Below are 21,161 nucleotides of genomic sequence, written 5' to 3' on the forward strand. Positions count from 1 at the left end.
ATTATTCGCGCTCTGCTTAGCAGAGATCGCGTGGTCGGCGCACCACCGCGTCGGCAGAATTGCGCGTTGCAAATTCATACCAGCTCGCCGATACCGGGAAGCCCTCCTCATCTCATTCCCATCATGGATCGCACGCCCTCAAAGACCCGCGCAGCACTATGGATGTCCGGTTGGCTCGCGCTGATGCTGATCGTGGCGGTGGCCGGCCGCGAGGCGACGCGCGAGGTCAACGTCTTCCAGCTGATGGCCGTGCGCGGCGTGCTCGGCTTCGTGATGCTGTATCCGCTGGTCCACATCAATGGCGGGTTTGCGATCGTGAAAACCGCTCGCGTGCACCTGCACATCGCGCGCAACCTGATCCATTTCTGCGCGCAGCTTGGCTGGTTCTATGCGCTGACACTGATCCCGATCGGCCAAGTGGTCGCGATCGAGTTCACCATGCCGATCTGGACCGCGATCCTCGCGGCGGGCTTCCTGGGCGAACGGATGACATCCTGGAAGATCGTCGCGATCGTGCTTGGCCTCATCGGCGTCATCGTGATCGTGCGGCCGGCGACCGGTGCGATCAATCCGGGCCAGCTGATCGCGCTCGCCGCGGCCATGGGCTTCGGGATCTCGATCGCCGTGGTCAAATCGCTGACGCGGACCGAGCAGGCGCTGACGATCATCTTCTGGATGCTGGTGGTGCAGTCGCTCGCCAGCATCGGGCCTGCGCTCTATGTCTGGACCTGGCCGCCGCTCTCCACCTGGGGCTGGCTTGCCGTGATCGCATTCTGCGGCACCTTCTCGCATTACTGCATGGCGCGCGCCCTGCTCCACGCCGACGCGACCGTCGTGATCCCGATGGATTTCGTCCGGGTCCCGCTGACCGCGATCGTCGGGTGGCTGATTTATGCCGAGCACCTCGACGCCTATACGGTGCTCGGCGCCGCCATGATCCTGGCTGGCAACCTCCTGAACCTGAAGCCCGCTGCAAAGGTGTCCGCGCGCGCAAGATGACGGCCGCGCAGCGCTACACTGCTGCGGCTCGACCGCGAAGCCCGGGGATCATGCCGGGCTTCCCTGCTTCGAAAGCGTGCTACTTCCCGGCGGCCTTGCGCAGCGCCGCGTTGATGCGGTCCTGCCAGCCAGGGCCGCCCTCCTGGAAATATGCCAGCACGTCCTGATCGATCCGCAGCGTGACCTGCTCCCGGACGCCGGGGACCGGGACGGCCGCAGTCTTTGGCAGCGCATCCGCGACCTTGGTGGTGGCCCGTTTGAACGCCGCCTCGGCTTCGCTGCGGGCATCGTTCAGGGTTCGCGGTCGTCTCGGCTGGTCGGCCATGTCCTAGATTCCTTCAAACAGCACCGTCGAGAGATAGCGCTCTGAGAATGACGGCACAATCGCCAGGATGGTCTTGCCCGCAGCCTCCGGCCGCTTGCCGATCTGCAAGGCGGCCGCGATCGCTGCCCCCGACGAAATACCGCCGGGGATGCCTTCGTTGCGCGCCAGCGCGCGCGCGGTCTCGATCGCGGTCGCGCTGTTGACCTTGACGATCTCGTCGATCACCGAGCGGTCGAGGATGTCAGGGATGAAGCCTGCGCCGATGCCCTGGATCTTGTGCGGCGTATGTTGGCCGCCCGACAGCACCGGGCTCTCCTCCGGCTCCACCGCGACAATCCGCAATGACGGCTTGCGCGGCTTCAGCACCTGCCCGACGCCGGTGATGGTGCCGCCGGTGCCGACGCCGGCGACGAAATAATCGATGTTGCCGCCGGTGTCGTTCCAGATCTCCTCCGCCGTGGTGCGGCGATGGATTTGGGGGTTGGCGAGGTTCTTGAACTGCTGCGGCATGACGGCGTTGGGGGTCGTGCGCACGAGTTCTTCCGCGGTCGCGATCGAGCCCTTCATGCCCTGCGCCGCCGGGGTCAGCACGATCTCTGCACCGAGAAAGGCGAGCATCCGCCGCCGCTCGATCGACATCGACTCCGGCATCACGAGCTTCAGCCGATAGCCGCGCGACGCCGCGACGTAGGCCAGCGCAATCCCGGTATTGCCCGAGGTCGGCTCGATCAGCACGGTGTCGGCGTTGATGATGCCGGCCTTCTCCATCGCCACGATCATCGCCGCACCGATGCGGTCCTTCACGCTGGCCGCCGGATTGAAGTATTCCAGCTTGGCGAGGATCGTCGCGTTGACGCCGCTTGCCTGCGGCAGTCTGCGCAGCCGCACGATCGGCGTCGAGCCGATCGCATCGACGATGGAGTCAAAGACGCGGCCGCGTCCGGGTTGCACTGCACTGGTTGTCGACGGCGCGTCCATCAAGCGGCTCCTGTTGCGGGATATGCTGGAAATATGCGGTCTTCTTTCATTAGAAGCAGCGCATCATGACGCGCAAGTGAGAAACCGCCGAGGCGCCAATTCGTTGCATCGCAAAATAAGAACCTACGCAAATAACGTAAAACCTACGCATTTGTGTTGCGACAAGGTCAAACAAGTGCGTCTATATACTTTCGTCAGGTGCAGCTCAGAACGCAAAGGGAGGCGCGCATGCCGGCACTTGCTGAAGCTCTGTCGACCGTAACGTCCAGGCCCGATCCGCGCGGCAGCGATTTGCCGACCTGTCCGGTGTGTGCTGACTCCATGGTGGCGGCCGAAGCGTCCGCCTACCTGTTCGACAATTTGATCAGCTATCTCTGGACCTGCGACAATTGCGGTTACGGGTTCGTGACCAAGCACACGGTGAAACCGATCGTGTGCAACTGATCACACAGCTCACCTCGGAGCGATGTCACCGCGCGCCCAACCGGCGCGCGTTTTCGTTTTAAAATCCTCGAAGGTGCCGTTTGCCACCGCGTCGCGGATGCCCTGCATCAGCTCCTGGTAATAGGTGACGTTGATTTCGGACAGCAGCATTGCCCCAAGGGTTTCGCCGGCACGCACCAGATGGTGCAGATAGGCGCGCGAAGTGTTGCGCGCTCCCGGCCACGTGCTCTCTTCATCGAGCGGACGCGGATCTTCGATGTGCCGGGCGTTGCGCAGGTTGATCTGCCCGAACCGGGTGAACGCCATGCCATGCCGCCCGTTCCGTGTCGGCATCACACAGTCGAACATGTCGACGCCACGCGCCACCGCCTCCAGAATGTCCTCCGGCGTGCCGACGCCCATCAGATAGCGCGGCCGATCGGACGGCAGCGCCGGCGCGGTCTCTTCGATCATCGACAGCATCACTGCCTGCGGCTCGCCGACCGCCAGCCCGCCGATCGCGTAGCCGTGAAAGCCGATCCCCGTCAGGCCGCGCGCGCTGACGTGGCGGAGATCGGGGATGTCGCCGCCCTGGACGATGCCGAACAGCATGTAACCATCCGGTGCGCTCTCGAAGGCACGCTTGGAGCGCTCGGCCCAGCGCAGCGACAGCTGCATCGCGCGCTCGATGTCGGCGCGCTCGGCCGGCAGCCGCACGCACTCGTCCATCTGCATCGCGATATCGGAGCCGAGCAGCCGCTGCACCTCGATCGAGCGCTCCGGCGACAGCTCGACCTTGGCGCCGTCGATATGCGAGCGGAAGGTCACGGCCTTCTCGGTCACCTTGCGCAGCTCCGAGAGCGACATCACCTGGAAGCCGCCGGAATCCGTCAGCATCGGCCCGCCCCAGCCGGTAAAGCGCTGCAGGCCGCCAAGCCCCGCGATCCGCTCGGCGCCCGGCCGCAGCATCAGGTGATAGGTGTTGCCAAGCACGATATCGGCACCGGCATCGCGCACCTCGCGCCAATGCATGCCCTTCATCGCCCCGGCGGTACCGACCGGCATGAATGCGGGCGTCCGGACGACGCCATGCGGCGTGATCAGGCGCCCGGTGCGGGCGGCGCCATCAGTGGCCAGCAGTTCGAAATGATTGGGAAGATTCATGCGGCTGCTTATTGCGTGTCGCCGGTGCCCGATCAACCCGTCGGGTAACGGCCTCCACGCGACTTCGTGAACGGCAGCGGCCGGGCGGATGCTTGCCCCGGAACGGTCGTTCCGTTAAACAAAACGAAACCGTATCGTTTTATGTCGAGAATAAGGCGGCGGATCGTTCCCGCCGCGACTGCAATCCGCGTGAAACCTGACTGGCCGAGATGTTCCCACCCTGCAGCGCCCGGCCTGACGGCGTCCGTCATCGGATGACTACCGCTCATGCGATCCGGCAAGCGGTGCTGCTGTGCGGGCTCGCCTTCGCGCTGGCGGCCTGCAGCTCGCTGCCGCGGATGCCTTACGCGGCTGCCGACGCCGCCAATTCGCGGGTGCTCGATCTCGACGGGCTGCGCCGCTACGCCGACGAGCCGGCGTCCAAATTCCGGCTCGAGAAGAGCGACCGCGCCCCGATCAAGACCTATCTCGCCCTCTCCGGCGGCGGCGCCGACGGCGCCTATGGCGTCGGCGTCCTCAACGGCTGGACCGCGGCCGGCAACCGCCCGAGCTTCTCGGTCGTCTCCGGTGTCAGCACTGGCGGACTGATCGCGCCCTTTGCATTCCTCGGCCCGCGCTACGACGATACGCTGAGGGAGGTCTACACGTCAGGGATCGCCGAAAGCCTGCTGCAGGACCCGAGCCTGATGCGGGTGCTGTTCGGCTCCGGCCTGTTCGGCAACAAGCGGCTCCGCGAGCTGGTGGCGCGTTACGTCGGCCAGGACGTCCTGAGCGAGGTGGCGCGCGAAAACGCCAAGGGCCGAAAGCTCCTGATCGTCACCACCGATCTCGACACCCAGCGCACGGTGATCTGGGACATGGGACGGATCGCCGCCGTCGGAACGCCCGAGGCGCTACAGCTGTTTCGCGATGTGATGGCGGCCTCCGCCAGCATCCCGCTGGTATTTCCGCCGATCATGATCGACGCCGAGGGTCAGGGCCGCCGCTTCCAGGAGATGCATGTCGACGGCGGCGTGACTGCGCCGGTCCTGACGCTGCCAGACGCACTGCTGTTTCGCGACCGTGCCTGGCCCGCCGATGGCCGCATGAACATCTACATCCTCGTCAACAAGAAGCTCGAGGGCAACTTCGAGCTGGTGTCGAACTCGACGATCGACGTCGCTTCACGCAGCATTTCCGCAATCACCCAGGCGCAGACGCGCTCGGTCATTCTCTCGACCTATGATTTCGCCCGGCGCAACCGGCTGGGCTTCCATCTGTCCTACATCGAGCGCGACTATCCGGCGCCGGAAACCCAGGGCTTCGACACCGCCTATATGCGCGCGCTCTACCAGCACGGCTACGAGAAGGCCGCCGCGGGGCAGGCCTGGACCGCGACGCCGCCCTGAGCGTGCCAGCCCCGGTACCACCGAATGGACGAATCCGCACCGCGCGGGTTATAGACCGGACAGACCCGTCCGAACGCAAACGAGATGAATGGGCAATGGGATTGACGGCAACCAAGGCCAAGGTGGCCAAGCGCGGCGTGATCAAGTCACGTGGCGGCCGGCCGACCCGGGATGCTGCGATCGAGCGCGACCAGCGGCTGATCGAGGTCGCCACGCGCCTGTTCCTCGAGCGCGGCTTCGATGCGACGTCGATCGACGCCGTGGCCGAGGCCGCCCGCGTCAGCAAGCCCACCGTCTACGGACAGTACGGCGACAAGCGCGGCCTGTTCACCGCGGTGCTCAGGCGCGAAATTGCCCGCTGGCTTGCCCCGCTCGCCGCCGCGGCGGCCGAAGCGCAGGCCGGCGGTAGCTGCGATGGTTCGGTCGAGGAACGGCTGATCGAGCTCGGGCGCCAGCTGCTGGTGCTGAACTGCAGCGCCGACTCCATCGCCTTCAGCCGGATCCTGACCGCGCAGGCGATCAATTTCCCCGAGGTCGCCAAGCTTGCCGTCGACGAAGGCTGGTCGAAGGCGGTGTCGACGACGGCGGATTTCTTCGACCATCTGGTCGACAATGGCGCCCTCGACCTCGAGGACACGACGATCGCGGCCGAGACCTTCCTCAACATGGTGGTCGGCCACACCCACCGGATGGCGACATTCGGGATTCTGATCGACATGAAGGCCGCGGTGACGCGGATGGAAGTCTCGATCCGGCTGTTCCTCGCCGGTGCCGTGGGACCGCGGGACCGGCTGCGTGACGCCGCCAAGGCCCGTCGCCGGCCGGCGCGCTGACCGTTTTATAGGATCGTTTCGTCGTCTTACACGTTGCCGTGATGAGTCTTGAATAAACAGAACGAAACCGTATTGTTTAGTTGCAAAGAGACGCTCAGCCCGGATCGCCCCCCAAGGGTTCTGCGTCACCTTGTAACTTCGATCGTCACGACGGAGCTGCCGCCATCGCTCCGCCTGAACGTTCGGCGGCCGACCTCTGACTAACAGAGGTCGGCCGCACCTTTCTCGGCCCGCCCCTCGCTCTGCGAACGCGGGTCATGCGCGTGCACATGTTCAATACAGGTTCGACGATGAGGACAGGACGATTGCGCGCACTGAGGCATTGGGCATTGGGAGCGCGGCTGCTTGCAACCGCTCTGCTGGCGCTGCCCTTCGCGTCGCCGGCCCATGCGATCACGAGCTCGGCTGCCGCCGCGCTCACCCCGCAGGACAGTGACAGCGCGCTCGACGTACATGCGGTTCGCCGCGAGCTCGACAGCTTCCAGTCCGCCCAGATCTCGCTGCGCAAGGCGATGGCGATTGCGGAGGCGCTGCACTCAGGCTCGATCACCGCCGACATCAGCTTCGACGGCGCGTCGGATCCCGCAGTCTACCGGGTCAAGACCATGCAGCAGAACCGCATCTGGCAGCATGCGATCGACGCCTCGACCGGCCAGGTGGTCGGCGGCGAGCCGCCTTCGCCGCTGGCCTCCCTCGGCGCCGAAGACCGCGACAATCTCGTCGTGCTCAGGGCGCTGCGGCATCGGCTCGCCGATGCGGTGCGCGTCGCCGAGCACACGACCTCGGGCAAGGCGATCAGCGGCGGCTTGATGCGCGAACGCGGCAAGCTCAATTTCGTCATCGTGGTGCTGACGGGCAGCGACCTGAAAGAAGTGATCCTCGAGCCGCCCGGCGCGCGCCGGCGCTGAGAGCGGCGCAAGCTCTGCCAGGTTCTCCCTTGCCAAGTTTTCGCCCAAAAGCCGTTGACGGACGCCGATCTCTGCCGCATAAGTCCGCACCATGATCACCGCGACCAAACGCACGACCAAAACCACCAAGCCCTCTGGGGCCTCGGGAGGCGTGCGCGCGTAGTCGGTCGTACAGCATCATCTCTACCCGAAGCCCCGCCTGATGAAGGTCCGGGGCTTTTTTGTTGCCCGCGTCATGCTCAAATTCGAATGGAGGACAAAGTGAGTAACGATCCCGTCGTCGCGATTGTCGGCGTCACCGGCGCAGTCGGCGCCGAATTCATCGCCACCATGGACAAGCGCGGCTTCCGCGTCGGCAAGCTGAAGGCGCTGGCGAGCGCCCGCTCGGCCGGCAAGACCGTCAGCTTCCGCGGCAAGCCGGTCGTGATCGAGGAGTTGACCGAGCGCGCCTTCGAGGGCGTCGACATCGCGCTGTTCTCGGCCGGCAGCGGCATCTCGAAGAAGTTCGCGCCTGTTGCCGTGAAGTCCGGCGCCGTCGTGGTCGACAATTCGTCGGCGTTCCGGATGGATCCGAACGTGCCGCTGGTGATCCCCGAGATCAACGCCAACCGCATCCGCGACCACAAGGGCATCATCGCCAACCCGAACTGCGCCGCCATCACCGCGCTGGTGCCGCTGTGGCCGATCCACCGGAAGAACCGCATCAAGCGCGTGATCATCTCGACTTACCAGGCCGCGAGCGGCGCGGGAGCAGCCGCAATGGAGGAGCTCGTCGAATCCACCCGCGCCAATCTCAATGGACAGGTCTACACCCCGAAGGTGATGCCACACCCCTACGCCTTCAACCTGTTCAACCACAACACGGCCATCGATCCGGAGACCGGCTACAACGACGAAGAGACCAAGGTCATCAAGGAGACCCACAAGATCTTCGAGGACGAGAAGATCGCCGTCGGCGTCACCTGCGTGCGGGTGCCGGTGCTGCGCGCGCATTGCGAGACGATCACCTTCGAATGCGAGAAGCCGATCACCGAGGACCAAGTGCGCGCGATCATGGCGCAGGCGCCGGGCGTCAAGATCGTCGACGACCGCGCGAAGAACTATTTCCCGATGCCGATCGATGCGTCCGGTCAGGATGACGTGCTGGTCGGCCGCATCCGCAAGGATCTCAGCGACCCCAGCGGGCACTCGATCTCGATGTTCGTCGCGGCCGATCAGCTGCTCAAGGGCGCCGCGCTGAACGCGGTGCAGATCGCCGAGCTGTTGCCCGAACGCGCAATGGCGTGAGGTCGCGGCGATACCAAACCCGTCATCCCCGCACAATGGCGTAGCCATTGTCGTGGAGGTGCGAGCGGAGCGAGTCTCGAAGGATGTACGGCCCCAGTCGGGCCGTCGCCCTTCGAGGGCCGCTGAAGAGCGGCCACCTCAGGGTGACGGTGATAAAGTTGAGTTTGCTGAACTACCCGCCCGCGCGGAACAGCAAACAGGCATCGCCGTATGAATAGAACCGGTAGCCGTCGCTGATCGCGTGCGCGTAGGCGTTCTGCATCGTCTCGAGGCCGGAGAAGGCCGAGACCAGCATGAACAGCGTTGAACGCGGCAGGTGGAAGTTCGTCAGCAGGATATCGACCGCGCGGAAGCGATAGCCCGGCGTGATGAAGATCGAGGTTTCCGCCGCGAACGGCTGGATGGTGCCGTCGGCATTGGCAGCGCTCTCCAGCAGCCGCAGCGACGTGGTGCCGATCGCGACGATCCGGCCGCCCTTTGCACGCGCGGCGTTCAAGGCAGCAGCAGTCTCGGCGGTGATGCATCCCCATTCGGCATGCATTCTATGCTCGGAGGTTTCGTCCACTTTGACCGGCAGGAACGTCCCTGCCCCGACATGCAGCGTCAGGCGATGCAGATCGACGCCGCGGCTCTTCAGCGTGGCCTCGAGCGCCGGCGTGAAATGCAATCCCGCCGTCGGCGCGGCGACCGCGCCTTCATTGGCGGCGAACATGGTCTGGTAGTCGCTGACGTCCTGGTCGTCGGGCGTGCGCTTGGAGGCGATGTAGGGCGGCAGCGGCGTGGCGCCGACATCGGCGATGGCCTGGTCGAGCACCGGACCATGGAACGAGAATGACAGCGTCACCTCGCCTTCCTGCCCCTTGGCCTCGACCTCTGCATCGAGATTGCCGAGCAGGCAGACCTTGCCCTCATTGCCGAAGCGGATGGTGTCGCCGGGCGCAAGCTTCTTCGCCGGCTTCACCAGCGCCTGCCAGCGCGAGCCGTCGAGCCGCTTGATCAAGGTCGCCTCGATCTTCGGCTCGGTCTCACGCCCGATGCGGCGGCCCTTGAGCTGGGCTGCGATCACCTTGGTGTCGTTGACGACGATCTGATCGCCGGGCTCCAGCCAATGCGGCAGGTCCGCGATCGTGGCGTCGCGCAGCACGCCGTCCGGATGCACCACCAGCATCCGCGCGGAATCGCGCGGGCTCGCGGGGCGAAGTGCGATGCTCTCGGGCGGCAGTTCGAAATCAAAGAGATCGGTGCGCATGGCGCGATTGTAACTTCAACGTTGTCATTCCGGGTACGTCGCTTTCGCCACGCCCCGGAATGACAAAGTGTTCAGCTCAAGCCGCGTCGGCGGCCATGCGCGCCTTGACGATCTTGTCCGGATCCTTCACCGGCTCGCCGCGCTTGATCTTGTCGACGTTCTCCATGCCCTCGGTGACCTTGCCCCAGACCGTGTACTGGCCGTTGAGGAAGGAGGCGTCGTCGAAGCAGATGAAGAACTGGCTGTCGCCGGAATCCGGATTGGCGGCGCGGGCCATCGAGGCGGTGCCGCGGACATGCGGCTCCTTGTTGAACTCGGCCTTCAGCTTCTTGCCGGAGCCGCCCATGCCGGTGCCCTGCGGGCAGCCGGTCTGCGCCATGAAACCGTCGATCACGCGATGGAACGCGATGCCGTCGTAGAAGCCTTCGCGCACCAGCTCCTTGATCCGCGCGACGTGACCGGGAGCGAGATCCGGGCGCATCTCGATCGTGACCGGGCCCTGGGTGGTTTCGAGGATCAGAGTATTTTCGGTAGCAGCCATGCTCGCTTCTCCTGGCTTCGGGGTGGATATTTCTTGTTCCTGAACGGGATCGCGAATGGACGGCCCGCAACCGCGCCGCCCAGGCTCTCGGTAAATGGCATCGGCGTGCAGCGTTGCAGCGCATCCATCACGGCGACCCGGTATGCGATCCGGTCGTTGTCGGTCGCCTCCTGCGATTCATAGCTGATCCTGGGATGCCCGAGGATCGCGCCCTCTCGGTTGAAGCTGACAATGACGGTAATGTCGATCGGGCCGGCCTTGTCCGCCGGCGGCGGCCGCCAGCAGCGATGGATGGCAAGAACAACGTCCCTGATCGTATTGAGTTGCTCCGGCTCGGCCGCCACCGGTCCGGTCAGCCCGAGCCACGCCACCAGCGGCGCGGCGAACCAGACAAGTGGTCTGCTGCGCGCCGCCATCGCCGATCACTTGATGTCGGATGCGACCTGCACCTTCACCATCTTGTCGGGATCGGTGACGGCGCCGCCGGGAGAGCCCGCGGGAGCCTTCTTCAGCTTGTCGACCACGTCCATGCCCGACACCACCTCGCCGACCACGGTGTACTGGCCGTTGAGGCTCGATCCGTCGGCGAACATGATGAAGAACTGCGAATTGGCGCTGTCGACGCTGTCGCCGCGCCGGGCCATGCCGACGATGCCGCGCTTGAACGGGACCTGCGAGAATTCCTGCCTCAGGTTCGGATATTTCGAGCCACCGGTGCCGTTGAAGTTCTGGCCGTCGCCAGTCTGCGCCATGAAGCCATCCATCACGCGATGGAATGGCACGTTGTTGTAGAAGCCCTCGCGCGCCAGCTGCTTGATGCGCTCGGCATGCTGGGGCGCGATGTCGGTGCGCAGCTTGATGACGATGCGGCCCTTGGTGGTGTCGATCACGATCGCATTGGCCTTGTCGAGATTGGCAGGCAGCGGCTGCGCGACCGCAGGCACGACGCAGAGCAGCGCGGCAACGAATGCAAGAATGCGGATCATGGAAACTCCGGACCTTTGATGTTCTGGGTGTGGCAGGCCGCCGGCATCAGCCGGCGAACTTGGCCTTCAGGCTAGCGGCGACTGATGACGGCACGAATGCAGAGAAGTCGCCGCCCATCTGGGCGATTTGGCGCACCAGTGTGGCGGTGATCGGGCGGACCGCGACCGACGCCGGAACGAACACGGTATGCACCTCGGGCGCCATCGCCTCGTTCATGCCGGCCAGCTGCATCTCGTAGTCGAGATCGGTGCCGTCGCGGAGGCCTCGAATCATCAGCGTGGCCTTGGCCGAGCGCGCCGCCGCGACCGTGAGGTTGTCATAGGTCGCGCTTTCGAAGGCGCAGCCCGCCTTCTGGGCGATCGGGCCGAACACCTCATGGACCATGGCCAGCCGTTCCTCGGTGGAGAACAGCGGCTTCTTGCCGGGATGGACGCCGATGGCGACGATCAGGCGGTCACAGAGGAAGACGGCCTGTCTCACCACGTCCAGATGGCCGTTGGTGACGGGATCGAAGGAGCCGGGATAGAGCGCGATACGGGACATGGTCCCTCCTAACCCGCCCGGCTCTCCCCGGCAAGCCGCCCGGGTTCCGCCCGTCGCGTGAAATATATCTCTCCTCGTCCAGTGAACGAGTCCTGGGATGCCAGCGTCTACGTGGGTGAATGTTTCGTCGGCCGTTGGCGGACGAAACAAAGCCGGCCGGCGATGAAACCATTTTCCACCCTGGCGAAGACACCAGGAAACGTGCGGCCGGTAGACATTGGACAACGAAACGACGGGCCCGGGGGGCCCGATCCTATGGGGACCGTCATGATCAAGGCACTTTCCGCTATCACCGTTGCCGCGTTCATTGCCGCCGCGCTCACCGTTCTGCCGGGCTTTGCGCCGCAGGTCGCGGCCTCCACCCCGCAGCCGCTGGCCAAGAGCGACCGTCTCGACATCCACCCGGCCGGCAAGGACTGCTCGCAGCAAGCCTGGCCGAATTTCGAGGCCTCGTGCCTGCGCAGCGCCGGCAACAAGACGGTGGTTCGCGAAGCCCGCCTCGTTACCGCGGACCGCACGCCGTAGGCGCTTTCAAGCCACCTCGACGCCCGTCCATGTGAGGACCACGCGTCCCCAGACCTTTGCCGCTCCGACGCGATCCGAACGGAAAATGCCTCGTCAGCCCGGTGTAAGCTCGGGCCGTCACACAAAACCCAATGGTAATTTGCGACGTCCCGTCGCAGACTATCGTCTAAGGCGCCCGACCGGATGACCCGGCGGGCGCAAGCCATCGGGGGATTGCCGTGACCAGTACGCCCGCCATCGTTTCTTCTGGCCATCCTCCAACCAGCCCGATTCCGTTTGCCGTCACGCTCGGTGCCCTGGGTGTCGTCTATGGCGACATCGGCACCAGCCCGCTCTACGCCCTGAAGGAAGCCGCCAAGGCCGCCGCCCATGGCGGGCCACTTAGCCAAACTGCCGTGCTGGGCACGGTCTCGCTGATCCTGTGGGCGCTGATCCTCATCATTTCAGTCAAATACGCCATGCTGATCCTGCGCGCGGACAACCGCGGCGAAGGCGGCATCGTCGCGCTGCTGGCGCTGCTCTCGGCACGCAACGCGGCGCCCGGCACCTGGCGCGCGCATCTGTTGGTTGTCGGCCTGGTCGGCGCCGCCCTGCTCTATGGCGACGGCGCGATCACGCCGGCCATTTCCGTGCTGTCGGCGATCGAAGGCCTGAAGGTCGACGCGCCCTCGCTGGCGCCGGCGGTGGTGCCGCTCACCGTCGTGATCCTGATCGGCCTGTTCTTCATGCAGAAGCAGGGCACCGGCTTCATCGGCAAGATCTTCGGCCCGGTGATGCTGTTCTGGTTCGCCGTGCTCGCGGCGCTGGGCATTCACGGCATCGTCAAGGCGCCCGGCGTGCTGGTCGCACTGAGCCCGTTCTATGCGTTCGATTTCCTGATCCATCAGGATTTTCACGTCAGCTTCGCGATCCTCGGTGCCGCGTTCCTCGCCGTCACCGGCGGTGAGGCGATGTATGCCGACATGGGGCATTTCGGCCGCTTTCCGATCAGGCTCGCCTGGTTCGCCATCTGCCTGCCCGCGCTGGTGCTGAACTATTTCGGCCAGGCCGGCGAGCTGATCAACGACCCGAGCTCGATCGACAACCCGTTCTTCCAGCTCGCCCCCGGCTGGGCGCATTACCCGCTCGTCCTGCTCGCGACGGTAGCGACCGTGATCGCCTCACAGGCCATCATCTCCGGTGTGTTCTCGCTGACCCAGCAGTCGATCCAGCTCGGCTTCCTGCCGCGGATGCATATCCACCACACCACGAGCGATGCGATCGGACAGATCTATGTGCCGCTGGTGAACTGGCTGCTCGCGGCCGCAACGCTCGGCGCCGTGCTCGCCTTCGGCACCTCGGACGCACTCGCCGGCGCCTACGGCATCGCCGTGTCGCTGTTGATGGCGATCACCACGCTGCTCGCTGCGCTGGTCGCGATCCAGTGGGGCTATTCGCCGATCATCGTGATCGCGGTGAACGGCTTCTTCTTCATCATCGACGCGATCTTCTTTGCGGCGAACACCGAGAAACTGCTCGAGGGCGGCTGGTTCCCGCTGCTGCTTGCGGCCGCGGTGGCGTTCCTGATGATGACCTGGCGCGGCGGCGTCAAGCTGGTCGAAAGGGCGCGCGGCAAGCTGCGCCAGCCCGAGGAGGATCTGATCGAGACCGCGGTCAACAAGTGCAGCGCCCGCCTGCCCGGCACCGCCGTGTTCCTGGCCTCGGCCCCCAACGGGGTGCCGCTCGCGCTGACCCAGTTCGTCAAGCACAATCACGTGCTGCATCAGCGCGTGCTGTTGGTCACCGTGCAGATCGAGGAGCGGCCGCGGATTCCCGAAGAGGAACGCGCCGACGTCAACGAGATCAGCCCGGGCATCACCCGGATCATCCTGCACTACGGCTTCATGCAGTACCCGACGATCTACGAAGGGCTGCAGCTCGCCTGCCGGCAGGGCAAGCTGCCCGGCATCGATCTCTCCGACGTGACCTACTACATCGGCCGTGAAACCATCATCCCGCGCGAGGACGTCCCGGGCATGTGGGTGTGGCGTGAATCGCTGTTCGCCTTCCTGCAGCGCAACGCCGAGCGGTCGGCGGCGTTCTTCGGCGTGCCGACCGGTCAGGTCGTGGAGTTCGGCACCGAGATCGAGATTTGATCTCACCATCTGCGTAGCTCGGATGCAGCGAAGCGTAATCCGGGACAAACGAAACCCCATATCGCAAGAACCCCGGATTTCGCTTCGCTGCATCCGGGCTACGATATCCGACAATGTCAGACGATCCGCCCCTCCAGTTGAAGCCAGGGCTGTCGGTCTCGATCGACCAGGCGCAGGCGATCGTTAGCCGCGTCTAGCCTGGATGATGCCAACGGGCACGCGCAAACACGTGCACGGTGACGGGTTCTCCACGCAATGCTTCAGTACGAAAACTCAGCAAAAGTAACGCGCTATCTCTTTGACGATTTTTGTATCGACCTCGCTCATCGATCGAGACCGCGCGGCCTCCAGCTTAGCCAAGATGCCTTTGGCCGGTACACTGTTCGTAGCAACCAGTGAAAACAGGTGAGCCTTCGCGGCTTGATCCGACACGTAGGTGTCGATCAACTGTCGGAGGTGCGAACGCAAATCATCGACGGTCATTCGGACCAAACATGGCAACAGCGGGCGGAGCGCATGCGGACCCAAGTCTTGTAGCCCGGATGGACCGAAGCGCAATCCGGGATAGGCGACACCCTTACGGCAAGACACCGCAAAACGGATGCGCTGGCGGTCTCACCAGAGACCTCGGGGATTCGGACAGTCTATTCGCCCGCCGCGAGACGACGAACGCCGGATGCGGTCAGACCGAGTTCACCGAGCCGTCTGACCGCGTAGCCGAGACCGACCAAGCGCTCCCCGTGCAACTGGGGAATCTCCCGTTGCGCTTCGCCCTTGCCGACCTCGACCAGGGAGGCGAACTCGTCCGAACTGAGGGCTTGGGGATCATCCGTCATGACGCGGCCTCGTCGGTCCAGACCTTGAACGAAATCAGCGTGTTTGGCCCAAACGTCTGGGTGATCGGAACGTCGGAGGCATCCCGTCCCTGTGCGATCAGAACCCGGCCGATCCTTGGCACGTTGTTGCGCGGATCGAACATATGCCAGCGGCCGCCGATATAGGCCTCGAACCAGCCGGCGAAATCACCAGCCGCCCAAGGCAGCGGGGTGCCGATGTCGCTGAGATAGCCGGTGCAATAGCGCGCCGGAATGTTCATGCAGCGGCAGAAGGCAATAGCCAGATGCGCGTAGTCGCGGCACACGCCCTTGCCTTCGTCGAAGACCTCCCACGCCGTCTTGGTGGCGCGGGCGTGCTCGTAGCCGAAAGCGATGTGGCGATGGACGAAGTCGCAAATGGCCTGGACCCGCGGCCAGCCCGGCGGTGTGCCCTCGAACAGCTTCCATGCGATTTCTGAAAGCCGGTCGGTCTCGCAATAGCGGCTGCCCAGCAGATAGACCAGCGTGTCCGCCGGCAAGTCCTCGACCGCGTGCTGGCCGGCCGAAGCAAACACCGGATCAGGCTCGCCGCTGTCGCGCACGACGCCATCGGCCGCCAGCCGCATCGGACCGGCCGGCGCGACGATACGGCTGCACCAATTGCCGAATCCGTCACGGTACGGCGTGATCGGCACCGCGGGGGTGGTGGTCAGGTGGTCAGGGACGATGATATCGGACGCGCGCGTGAAATGCGTGCCGAGCACCATGATCATGGGCGTCGGCTGGGGGAACTCGTAGTGCATTTCGAATCCGACGCGAAGCTTCATTCGAAATACATTCCCTGTTTGTGCTACCGACATGGCGACGATGCGGTCGAATACAAGGTACGATCGGCCTGATCGGACAAATACCCGCATCGCGCGAGAAAGTGCTGGCTATTCGCTGCAATCGCGCGCAGGAACGACGACGCTTGCCGGCTGGCGCGGCTTGCCAGCGCGAAGCGAACCCGACCAATGTTCCGGTCGGATGGTTGAATGCCTCCTCCGTGCGTTCAGGACAGCTTCGAACGCACTCACCGAAAGACCTTCATGCAAAATCTCTCGCCTCGTCACGTCAAGACCGAAGAGTCCGTGCGCCTCGGCGTGACTTCCGGTTGGTATTCCACAAAAGTCAGCGGAACATTCGTGACCGGCCCGCATGACACCGAAGCCGATTGCCTGCGCAAGATCGCCGAGATCAATCCTCCCCCGCCCAGGAAGAAGAAGTAACTCCTGCGCGACCAGATTGGGCGCGCTCGCAAGCGGGCCAACCAAGACGCATATCGGCAAGATGGCCAAACAAACCCGCGTTCGCCTCCTGGAGGTTATCGTGAGTGCGCAGAAAGAGCCCACTCGCTGGAAATGGCATGTTTCCGAAGGCGGTTTGGAGCTCGTGCACGGCTACGCGACGTCACGCGAAACAGCGCAACGGGACGGCGATAGCGTTCTGTTCGCAATGCTGTCTGTCCCCCAGGCGCCCTGAACGGGTCGCCCTTCGAACATCGACGCAAGGTCTCGAAGCCCGCCGAAACGACCCCGGGGCGCAGCCCTGCATGCCCGAGCAATCCGGCACCAGTCAACCTGGCGGGGCGTGGCGCCCAACCTCGAGCCGCATGCAACGAACCACGTTCGGGAACGGCTCTACTCGCCGTTCCCGTTCGCGCCGTTCTCTTCCTCCGGAATGTGCTCGACCGAGACGACATGCTCCTCCTCGGCGGTATCGAACACGATCACGCCCTGGGTCGAGCGGCCGGCGACGCGGATGTCGGCCACCGGGCAACGGATCAGCTGCCCCTTGTCGGTGACCAGCATGATCTGGTCGGCGTCCTCGACCGGGAACGACGCCACCAGGTTGCCGTTGCGGTTGTTGACGCTCATCGCGACGATGCCTTTGCCGCCGCGGCCGGTGGTGCGGTACTCGTAGGACGAGGTCCGCTTGCCGAAGCCGTTGACGGAGACGGTGAGCACCACCTGCTCGGCCGCCGACAGCTCGGCGTAGCGCTCCTGCGACAGCTGGATCGCGTTCGTCGTCGTCTCCTCGCCCTCGGCATCCGCCGGCTCTTCGCTTGCGGCCTCGCCGGCCACCGCACGGCGCATCTTCAGGTAGGCTGAGCGTTCGTCCGAGGTGGTCTCGACATGGCGCAGGATCGCGAGCGAGATCAGCTTGTCGGCCTCGGCCAGCGCGATACCGCGCACGCCCATCGAGGTACGGCCGGTGAAAACGCGCACATCGGTGACCGGGAAGCGGATGCATTGCCCGCCGGCGGCGGTCAGCAGCACGTCGTCGCGCTCGGTGCAGATCTGCACGTCGACGATCGCCTCACCTTCTCCGAGCTTCATGGCGATGATGCCGGAACGGCGGACGTCGACGAAATCGGACAGCTTGTTGCGGCGAACGGTGCCGCTGGTGGTCGCGAACATCACGTCGAGATTGCCCCAGGAGGATTCATCCTCCGGCAGCGGCATGATCGTGGTGATGCGCTCGCCCTGCTCCAGCGGCAGGATGTTGATCAGCGCCTTGCCGCGCGCGTTTGGAGCTGCCATCGGCAGCCGCCAGACCTTCTCCTTGTAGACCTGGCCGCGCGACGAGAAGAACAGCACCGGCGTGTGGGTCGAGGCCACGAACAGGCGCGAGACGAAATCTTCGTCGCGGGTCTGCATGCCGGCGCGGCCCTTGCCGCCGCGGCGCTGCGCCCGGTACGTCGACAGCGGCACGCGCTTGACGTAGCCCGCATGCGATACGGTGACGACCATGTCCTCGCGCTGGATCAGGTCCTCGTCCTCGACCTCGCCTTCCTGCTCGATGATCACGGTCTTGCGCGGGGTGGCGAACTGCTGCTTCACCTCGGCGAGCTCGGTCTTGACGATGCCCTGCACGCGGGCACGCGAGCGCAGGATGTCGAGATAATCGGCAATCTCGGCCGCGAGCTTGTCGAGCTCCTCGGATATCTCGTCCCGCCCCAGTGCGGTCAGGCGCTGCAGCCGGAGATCGAGGATGGCCCTGGCCTGCTCCATCGACAGCCGGAGCGTGCCGTCATCGTTGATGCGATGGCGGGGATCGTCGATCAGCGTGATCATCGCCTCGACGTCGCGCGCCGGCCAGTCGCGCGACATTAGAGCCTCGCGCGCGGTGTTCGGATCAGGCGAGGTTCGGATGACACGGATCATCTCATCGATGTTGGCGACCGCGATCGCAAGACCGACCAAAATGTGGGCGCGATCACGGGCCTTGCCGAGCAGGAACTTGGTCCGCCGGGTCACCACCTGCTCGCGGAACGCGACGAAGATGGTGAGCAGGTCCTTCAGATTCATCGTCTGCGGACGGCCGGAATCCAGCGCCAGGATGTTGGCCGGGAAATTCGTCTGCAGCGGCGTGAACCGGTAGAGCTGGTTCAGCACCACGTCGGGCACCGCTTCGCGCTTCAGCTCGATGACGACGCGATAGCCGTCACGGTCGGACTCGTCGCGCAGGTCGCCGATGCCCTCGATCTTCTTCTCTTTCACGAGATCGGCGATGCGCTCGACCATCGTCGCCTTGTTCACCTGATAGGGAATCTCGGTGATGATGATCGCTTCGCGATCTTTCCTGATCGTGTCGATCGCCACCTTGCCGCGCATCACGATCGAGCCGCGGCCGAGATGGTAGGCGCTGCGAATGCCCTGGCGGCCCAGGATGACGCCGCCGGTCGGGAAGTCCGGTCCGGGAATGATGTCGATCAACTCGTCGATCGTGAGCGCCGGATTATCGATCAGCGCCACGCAGGCGTCGACGACCTCGCCGAGATTGTGCGGCGGGATGTTGGTCGCCATGCCGACGGCGATGCCGCCGGCGCCATTGACCAGGAGGTTCGGGAACCGGGCCGGCAGAACCGACGGCTCCTTCTCCGAGTTGTCGTAGTTCGGCTGGAAATCGACGGTGTCCATGTCGATGTCGGCCAGAACGGCAAGCGCCGCCTTCGTCAGCCGTGCCTCGGTATATCGATAGGCCGCTGGCGGATCGCCGTCGACCGAGCCGAAATTGCCCTGGCCGTCGATCAGCGGCACCCGCAGCGAGAAGTCTTGCGCCATGCGGACCATCGCGTCGTAAATCGACTGGTCGCCATGCGGATGATATTTACCGATCACGTCGCCGACGACGCGGGCGGACTTGACGTATTTCTTGTCCGGCGTGTGTCCCTGCTCATGCATCGAATAGAGGATGCGCCGGTGCACCGGCTTGAGCCCGTCGCGCGCGTCGGGCAACGCACGCGACACGATCACGCTCATCGCGTAATCGAGGTAGGACTTCTTCATCTCGTCGAGAATGGAAACGGGACGAATATCTGAGGGCACCGGCGGCTCGCCGGGCTTGTCGTCTTCGGGTTCGGACAAAGGGGAAATCCGGTCAGTTCTGCTGGGGAATCATATAGACCATCGGAGGCCTGATAACCACCCTTGCGCGGCTCCGGCAAGCCGTTTTTCCCTTCGTTTTTTCATGCACTTACGGGTTTGTTTGCGGCTTCGGTCGCGGCCCGGTCCGGGAAGCGAATTGTGAGCGGCGAATTGCGAATGGAACGCGGGTTCCCCCTTCGCGATTTCGCTTCCCTCAGTGCCCGAACACCACTGCGTGCATGATCCGCCCGGGCATGAAGGTGAACAGGCCGGCAATCACCAGCGCGCCGAAGAAAATGCCGATCATCGTGAACTTGTGGCGGCGGACGTTGTGGCTCCGCGCGGCCGTCACGCCGAGCACCAGCATGACTAGCGAGAAGATCGACAGCAGGTGGATCGGGCTCCACGGGCCCACCATCTGGATCTGATGGATCCAGAACGAGCTCCCGGCGACCACCAGCATCAGGATCACCCAGATCCAGCCCAGCGTCCGGTGCGGCAGCGTGCCCTTCGGTGCGGCGAGTTGGATGGAGCCGAGCACGAAGGCAGCCATCGCGGCAAAGGCATGGAGCGGGATCGCAGGCGCAGCGTCGAGTAGTGGCGCGAGGCTCATGATGGCAGCCCTCGAGTGAAGCTCACGGCCAGACGTCGCTCGCCGCAGGCCAATGTAAATATCATTCACATTAGCCTGTGTCAAAGTCGAGGGAACTTGCACGATCCACTGGATGTTAGTTGAATATGATCAGATGGATATGAAGTTATCCTCATAATCCACACAAGGACCTATCCTCGCGCGTCATACCGCCGCTCCGGGAAATGAATCTTCACGGAACGGCGTCTGACGAGATCGCGGAAACCGCGACATGCGGTCAGAACGGGATGTCGTCGTCCATGTCGCTGTTGCGGCTGCCGCCGCCGGCGGCGACCGCACGGCGCGGCGCCGAGCTGACCGGACCGGACGAACCGAAATCGCTGCCGCCGCCATCATCGGCGAAGCTGCCGCCTCCGCCGCCCCGCCCGTCGAGCATGGTGAGGTTGGAGTTGAAGCCCTGCAGCACGACCTCGGTCGAGTACTTCTCGACGCCGCTCTGGTCGGTCCATTTGCGGGTCTGCAACTGACCCTCGATGTACACCTTGGCGCCCTTCTTCAGGTACTGCTCGGCGACCTTGCAGAGGCCCTCGTTGAAGATCACGACGCGGTGCCACTCGGTCTTTTCCTTGCGCTCGCCGGTGCCCTTGTCGCGCCAGGTTTCCGAGGTGGCGATGGAAAGATTGGCGATCGGACGACCGTCCTGCGTCCGCCGGATCTCCGGATCCTTGCCGAGGTTTCCAACCAGGATCACCTTGTTCACGCTTCCTGCCATCGCATCATCTCCACTCAAACCGGGCGCCGGGCATCGGCCGCCACTCTCAACCATCGCCACTTACTTGCAGGCGCCGCGAATGACCTATACGGCGGGTGCCGGCTCGACGCCTTCGCCGTCGCGCGGTTATCCACGATTATCGAGATATAGCACCGCAGCCGACACCGTTCCAGTTTTGTTCGCCGCAACCAGCCGTAGAAGCGACCGATGGCGACGACGCGGCCGCCGATTTCGGTCCCGGTCACCGGCGGGCTCCGGCGCCTCACGAAAATGTAAGTTAAATCAATG

At 64.5% G+C, this 21,161-nt stretch carries 23 protein-coding genes; 9 read left to right on the top strand and 14 right to left on the bottom strand.

Annotated features, from left to right (window positions below; all coding sequences use genetic code 11):
- The first annotated feature begins 123 nt into the window (after positions 1–123).
- Positions 124–999, top strand: coding sequence for a DMT family transporter (locus HU230_RS13410; protein ID WP_176531256.1), 876 nt, complete (start codon positions 124–126; stop codon positions 997–999).
- A 79-nt stretch (positions 1,000–1,078) separates the two neighbouring features.
- Here HU230_RS13410 and HU230_RS13415 read toward each other — a convergent pair whose 3' ends face one another.
- The gene (locus HU230_RS13415; RefSeq protein ID WP_092114100.1) at positions 1,079–1,324 is read right to left on the bottom strand and encodes a BrnA antitoxin family protein; all 246 of its coding nucleotides are present in this window, start codon (positions 1,322–1,324) and stop codon (positions 1,079–1,081) included.
- A gap of 3 nt (positions 1,325–1,327) precedes the next feature.
- Entirely contained in the window at positions 1,328–2,302 is a 975-nt protein-coding gene (cysK, locus tag HU230_RS13420) for a cysteine synthase A (RefSeq protein WP_176531255.1), read from the bottom strand.
- A 228-nt stretch (positions 2,303–2,530) separates the two neighbouring features.
- On the opposite strand from cysK, the gene HU230_RS13425 reads away from it, so the two are divergent.
- The gene (locus HU230_RS13425) at positions 2,531–2,746 is read left to right on the top strand and encodes a hypothetical protein (protein WP_176531254.1); all 216 of its coding nucleotides are present in this window, start codon (positions 2,531–2,533) and stop codon (positions 2,744–2,746) included.
- 9 nt (positions 2,747–2,755) lie between these two features.
- Here HU230_RS13425 and tgt read toward each other — a convergent pair whose 3' ends face one another.
- On the bottom strand, positions 2,756–3,889 hold the full coding sequence (gene tgt / locus HU230_RS13430; RefSeq protein ID WP_176531253.1) for a tRNA guanosine(34) transglycosylase Tgt: 1,134 nt from the start codon (positions 3,887–3,889) through the stop codon (positions 2,756–2,758).
- Positions 3,890–4,143: 254 nt separating this feature from the next.
- Here tgt and HU230_RS13435 point away from each other — a divergent pair, with 254 nt between their 5' ends.
- The 4 genes from HU230_RS13435 (at position 4,144) to HU230_RS13450 (ending at position 8,305) form a co-directional block, all read left to right on the top strand.
- Positions 4,144–5,277, top strand: coding sequence for a patatin-like phospholipase family protein (locus HU230_RS13435; RefSeq protein ID WP_176531252.1), 1,134 nt, complete (start codon positions 4,144–4,146; stop codon positions 5,275–5,277).
- A gap of 95 nt (positions 5,278–5,372) precedes the next feature.
- A complete protein-coding gene (locus tag HU230_RS13440) occupies positions 5,373–6,110 on the top strand; it encodes a TetR/AcrR family transcriptional regulator (RefSeq protein ID WP_176531251.1) in 738 nt (245 codons plus the stop codon).
- 305 nt (positions 6,111–6,415) lie between these two features.
- Positions 6,416–7,018 carry a PepSY domain-containing protein gene (locus HU230_RS13445; protein WP_224924417.1) on the top strand — a complete coding sequence of 201 codons (603 nt, stop codon included), beginning with the start codon at positions 6,416–6,418 and terminating at the stop codon, positions 7,016–7,018.
- Positions 7,019–7,267: 249 nt separating this feature from the next.
- Positions 7,268–8,305, top strand: coding sequence for an aspartate-semialdehyde dehydrogenase (locus tag HU230_RS13450; RefSeq protein ID WP_176531249.1), 1,038 nt, complete (start codon positions 7,268–7,270; stop codon positions 8,303–8,305).
- Between the two features lie 172 nt (positions 8,306–8,477).
- Here the strand turns inward: HU230_RS13450 and queA are convergent, their stop codons facing one another.
- The 5 genes from queA to coaD all read right to left on the bottom strand — a co-directional run bounded on the left by queA (position 8,478) and on the right by coaD (position 11,625).
- Complete coding sequence (gene queA / locus HU230_RS13455; protein ID WP_176531248.1) at positions 8,478–9,554, bottom strand: tRNA preQ1(34) S-adenosylmethionine ribosyltransferase-isomerase QueA; 1,077 nt, start codon at positions 9,552–9,554, stop codon at positions 8,478–8,480.
- Positions 9,555–9,630: 76 nt separating this feature from the next.
- Positions 9,631–10,095 (bottom strand): peptidylprolyl isomerase, encoded by a 465-nt coding sequence (locus tag HU230_RS13460; protein WP_176531247.1) that lies wholly within the window; start codon positions 10,093–10,095, stop codon positions 9,631–9,633.
- Entirely contained in the window at positions 10,071–10,511 is a 441-nt protein-coding gene (locus HU230_RS13465) for a hypothetical protein (RefSeq protein ID WP_176531246.1), read from the bottom strand. The genes HU230_RS13460 and HU230_RS13465 overlap by 25 nt, the downstream gene beginning before the upstream one ends.
- Before the next feature lie 6 nt (positions 10,512–10,517).
- Positions 10,518–11,081, bottom strand: a complete 564-nt coding sequence (locus HU230_RS13470; protein ID WP_176531245.1) for a peptidylprolyl isomerase — start codon at positions 11,079–11,081, stop codon at positions 10,518–10,520.
- Between the two features lie 46 nt (positions 11,082–11,127).
- Positions 11,128–11,625, bottom strand: coding sequence for a pantetheine-phosphate adenylyltransferase (gene coaD, locus HU230_RS13475; protein WP_176531244.1), 498 nt, complete (start codon positions 11,623–11,625; stop codon positions 11,128–11,130).
- Between the two features lie 267 nt (positions 11,626–11,892).
- Here coaD and HU230_RS13480 point away from each other — a divergent pair, with 267 nt between their 5' ends.
- Positions 11,893–12,150, top strand: a complete 258-nt coding sequence (locus HU230_RS13480) for a hypothetical protein (RefSeq protein ID WP_176531243.1) — start codon at positions 11,893–11,895, stop codon at positions 12,148–12,150.
- 236 nt (positions 12,151–12,386) lie between these two features.
- The gene (locus tag HU230_RS13485; protein ID WP_176535032.1) at positions 12,387–14,285 is read left to right on the top strand and encodes a potassium transporter Kup; all 1,899 of its coding nucleotides are present in this window, start codon (positions 12,387–12,389) and stop codon (positions 14,283–14,285) included.
- A 273-nt stretch (positions 14,286–14,558) separates the two neighbouring features.
- Here HU230_RS13485 and HU230_RS13490 read toward each other — a convergent pair whose 3' ends face one another.
- From HU230_RS13490 to HU230_RS13500, 3 genes are all read right to left on the bottom strand, one after another.
- Entirely contained in the window at positions 14,559–14,768 is a 210-nt protein-coding gene (locus HU230_RS13490) for a hypothetical protein (protein ID WP_176531242.1), read from the bottom strand.
- 161 nt (positions 14,769–14,929) lie between these two features.
- Positions 14,930–15,121 (bottom strand): hypothetical protein, encoded by a 192-nt coding sequence (locus HU230_RS13495; RefSeq protein WP_106326168.1) that lies wholly within the window; start codon positions 15,119–15,121, stop codon positions 14,930–14,932.
- On the bottom strand, positions 15,118–15,927 hold the full coding sequence (locus HU230_RS13500) for a transglutaminase-like domain-containing protein (RefSeq protein ID WP_176531241.1): 810 nt from the start codon (positions 15,925–15,927) through the stop codon (positions 15,118–15,120). The genes HU230_RS13495 and HU230_RS13500 overlap by 4 nt, the downstream gene beginning before the upstream one ends.
- Before the next feature lie 261 nt (positions 15,928–16,188).
- Between HU230_RS13500 and HU230_RS13505 the strand changes: the two genes are divergently transcribed.
- Positions 16,189–16,368, top strand: a complete 180-nt coding sequence (locus HU230_RS13505) for a hypothetical protein (RefSeq protein WP_092114072.1) — start codon at positions 16,189–16,191, stop codon at positions 16,366–16,368.
- Positions 16,369–16,779: 411 nt separating this feature from the next.
- Here HU230_RS13505 and gyrA read toward each other — a convergent pair whose 3' ends face one another.
- The 3 genes from gyrA to HU230_RS13520 form a co-directional block, all read right to left on the bottom strand.
- Positions 16,780–19,509, bottom strand: coding sequence for a DNA gyrase subunit A (gene gyrA, locus HU230_RS13510; protein WP_176531240.1), 2,730 nt, complete (start codon positions 19,507–19,509; stop codon positions 16,780–16,782).
- Positions 19,510–19,723: 214 nt separating this feature from the next.
- Positions 19,724–20,122, bottom strand: coding sequence for a DUF2306 domain-containing protein (locus HU230_RS13515; protein WP_176531239.1), 399 nt, complete (start codon positions 20,120–20,122; stop codon positions 19,724–19,726).
- 256 nt (positions 20,123–20,378) lie between these two features.
- On the bottom strand, positions 20,379–20,873 hold the full coding sequence (locus HU230_RS13520; protein ID WP_097672149.1) for a single-stranded DNA-binding protein: 495 nt from the start codon (positions 20,871–20,873) through the stop codon (positions 20,379–20,381).
- Between the last annotated feature and the right edge of the window lie 288 nt (positions 20,874–21,161).

Origin of the sequence: Bradyrhizobium quebecense (assembly GCF_013373795.3) — a bacterium.
GTDB lineage: Bacteria > Pseudomonadota > Alphaproteobacteria > Rhizobiales > Xanthobacteraceae > Bradyrhizobium > Bradyrhizobium quebecense.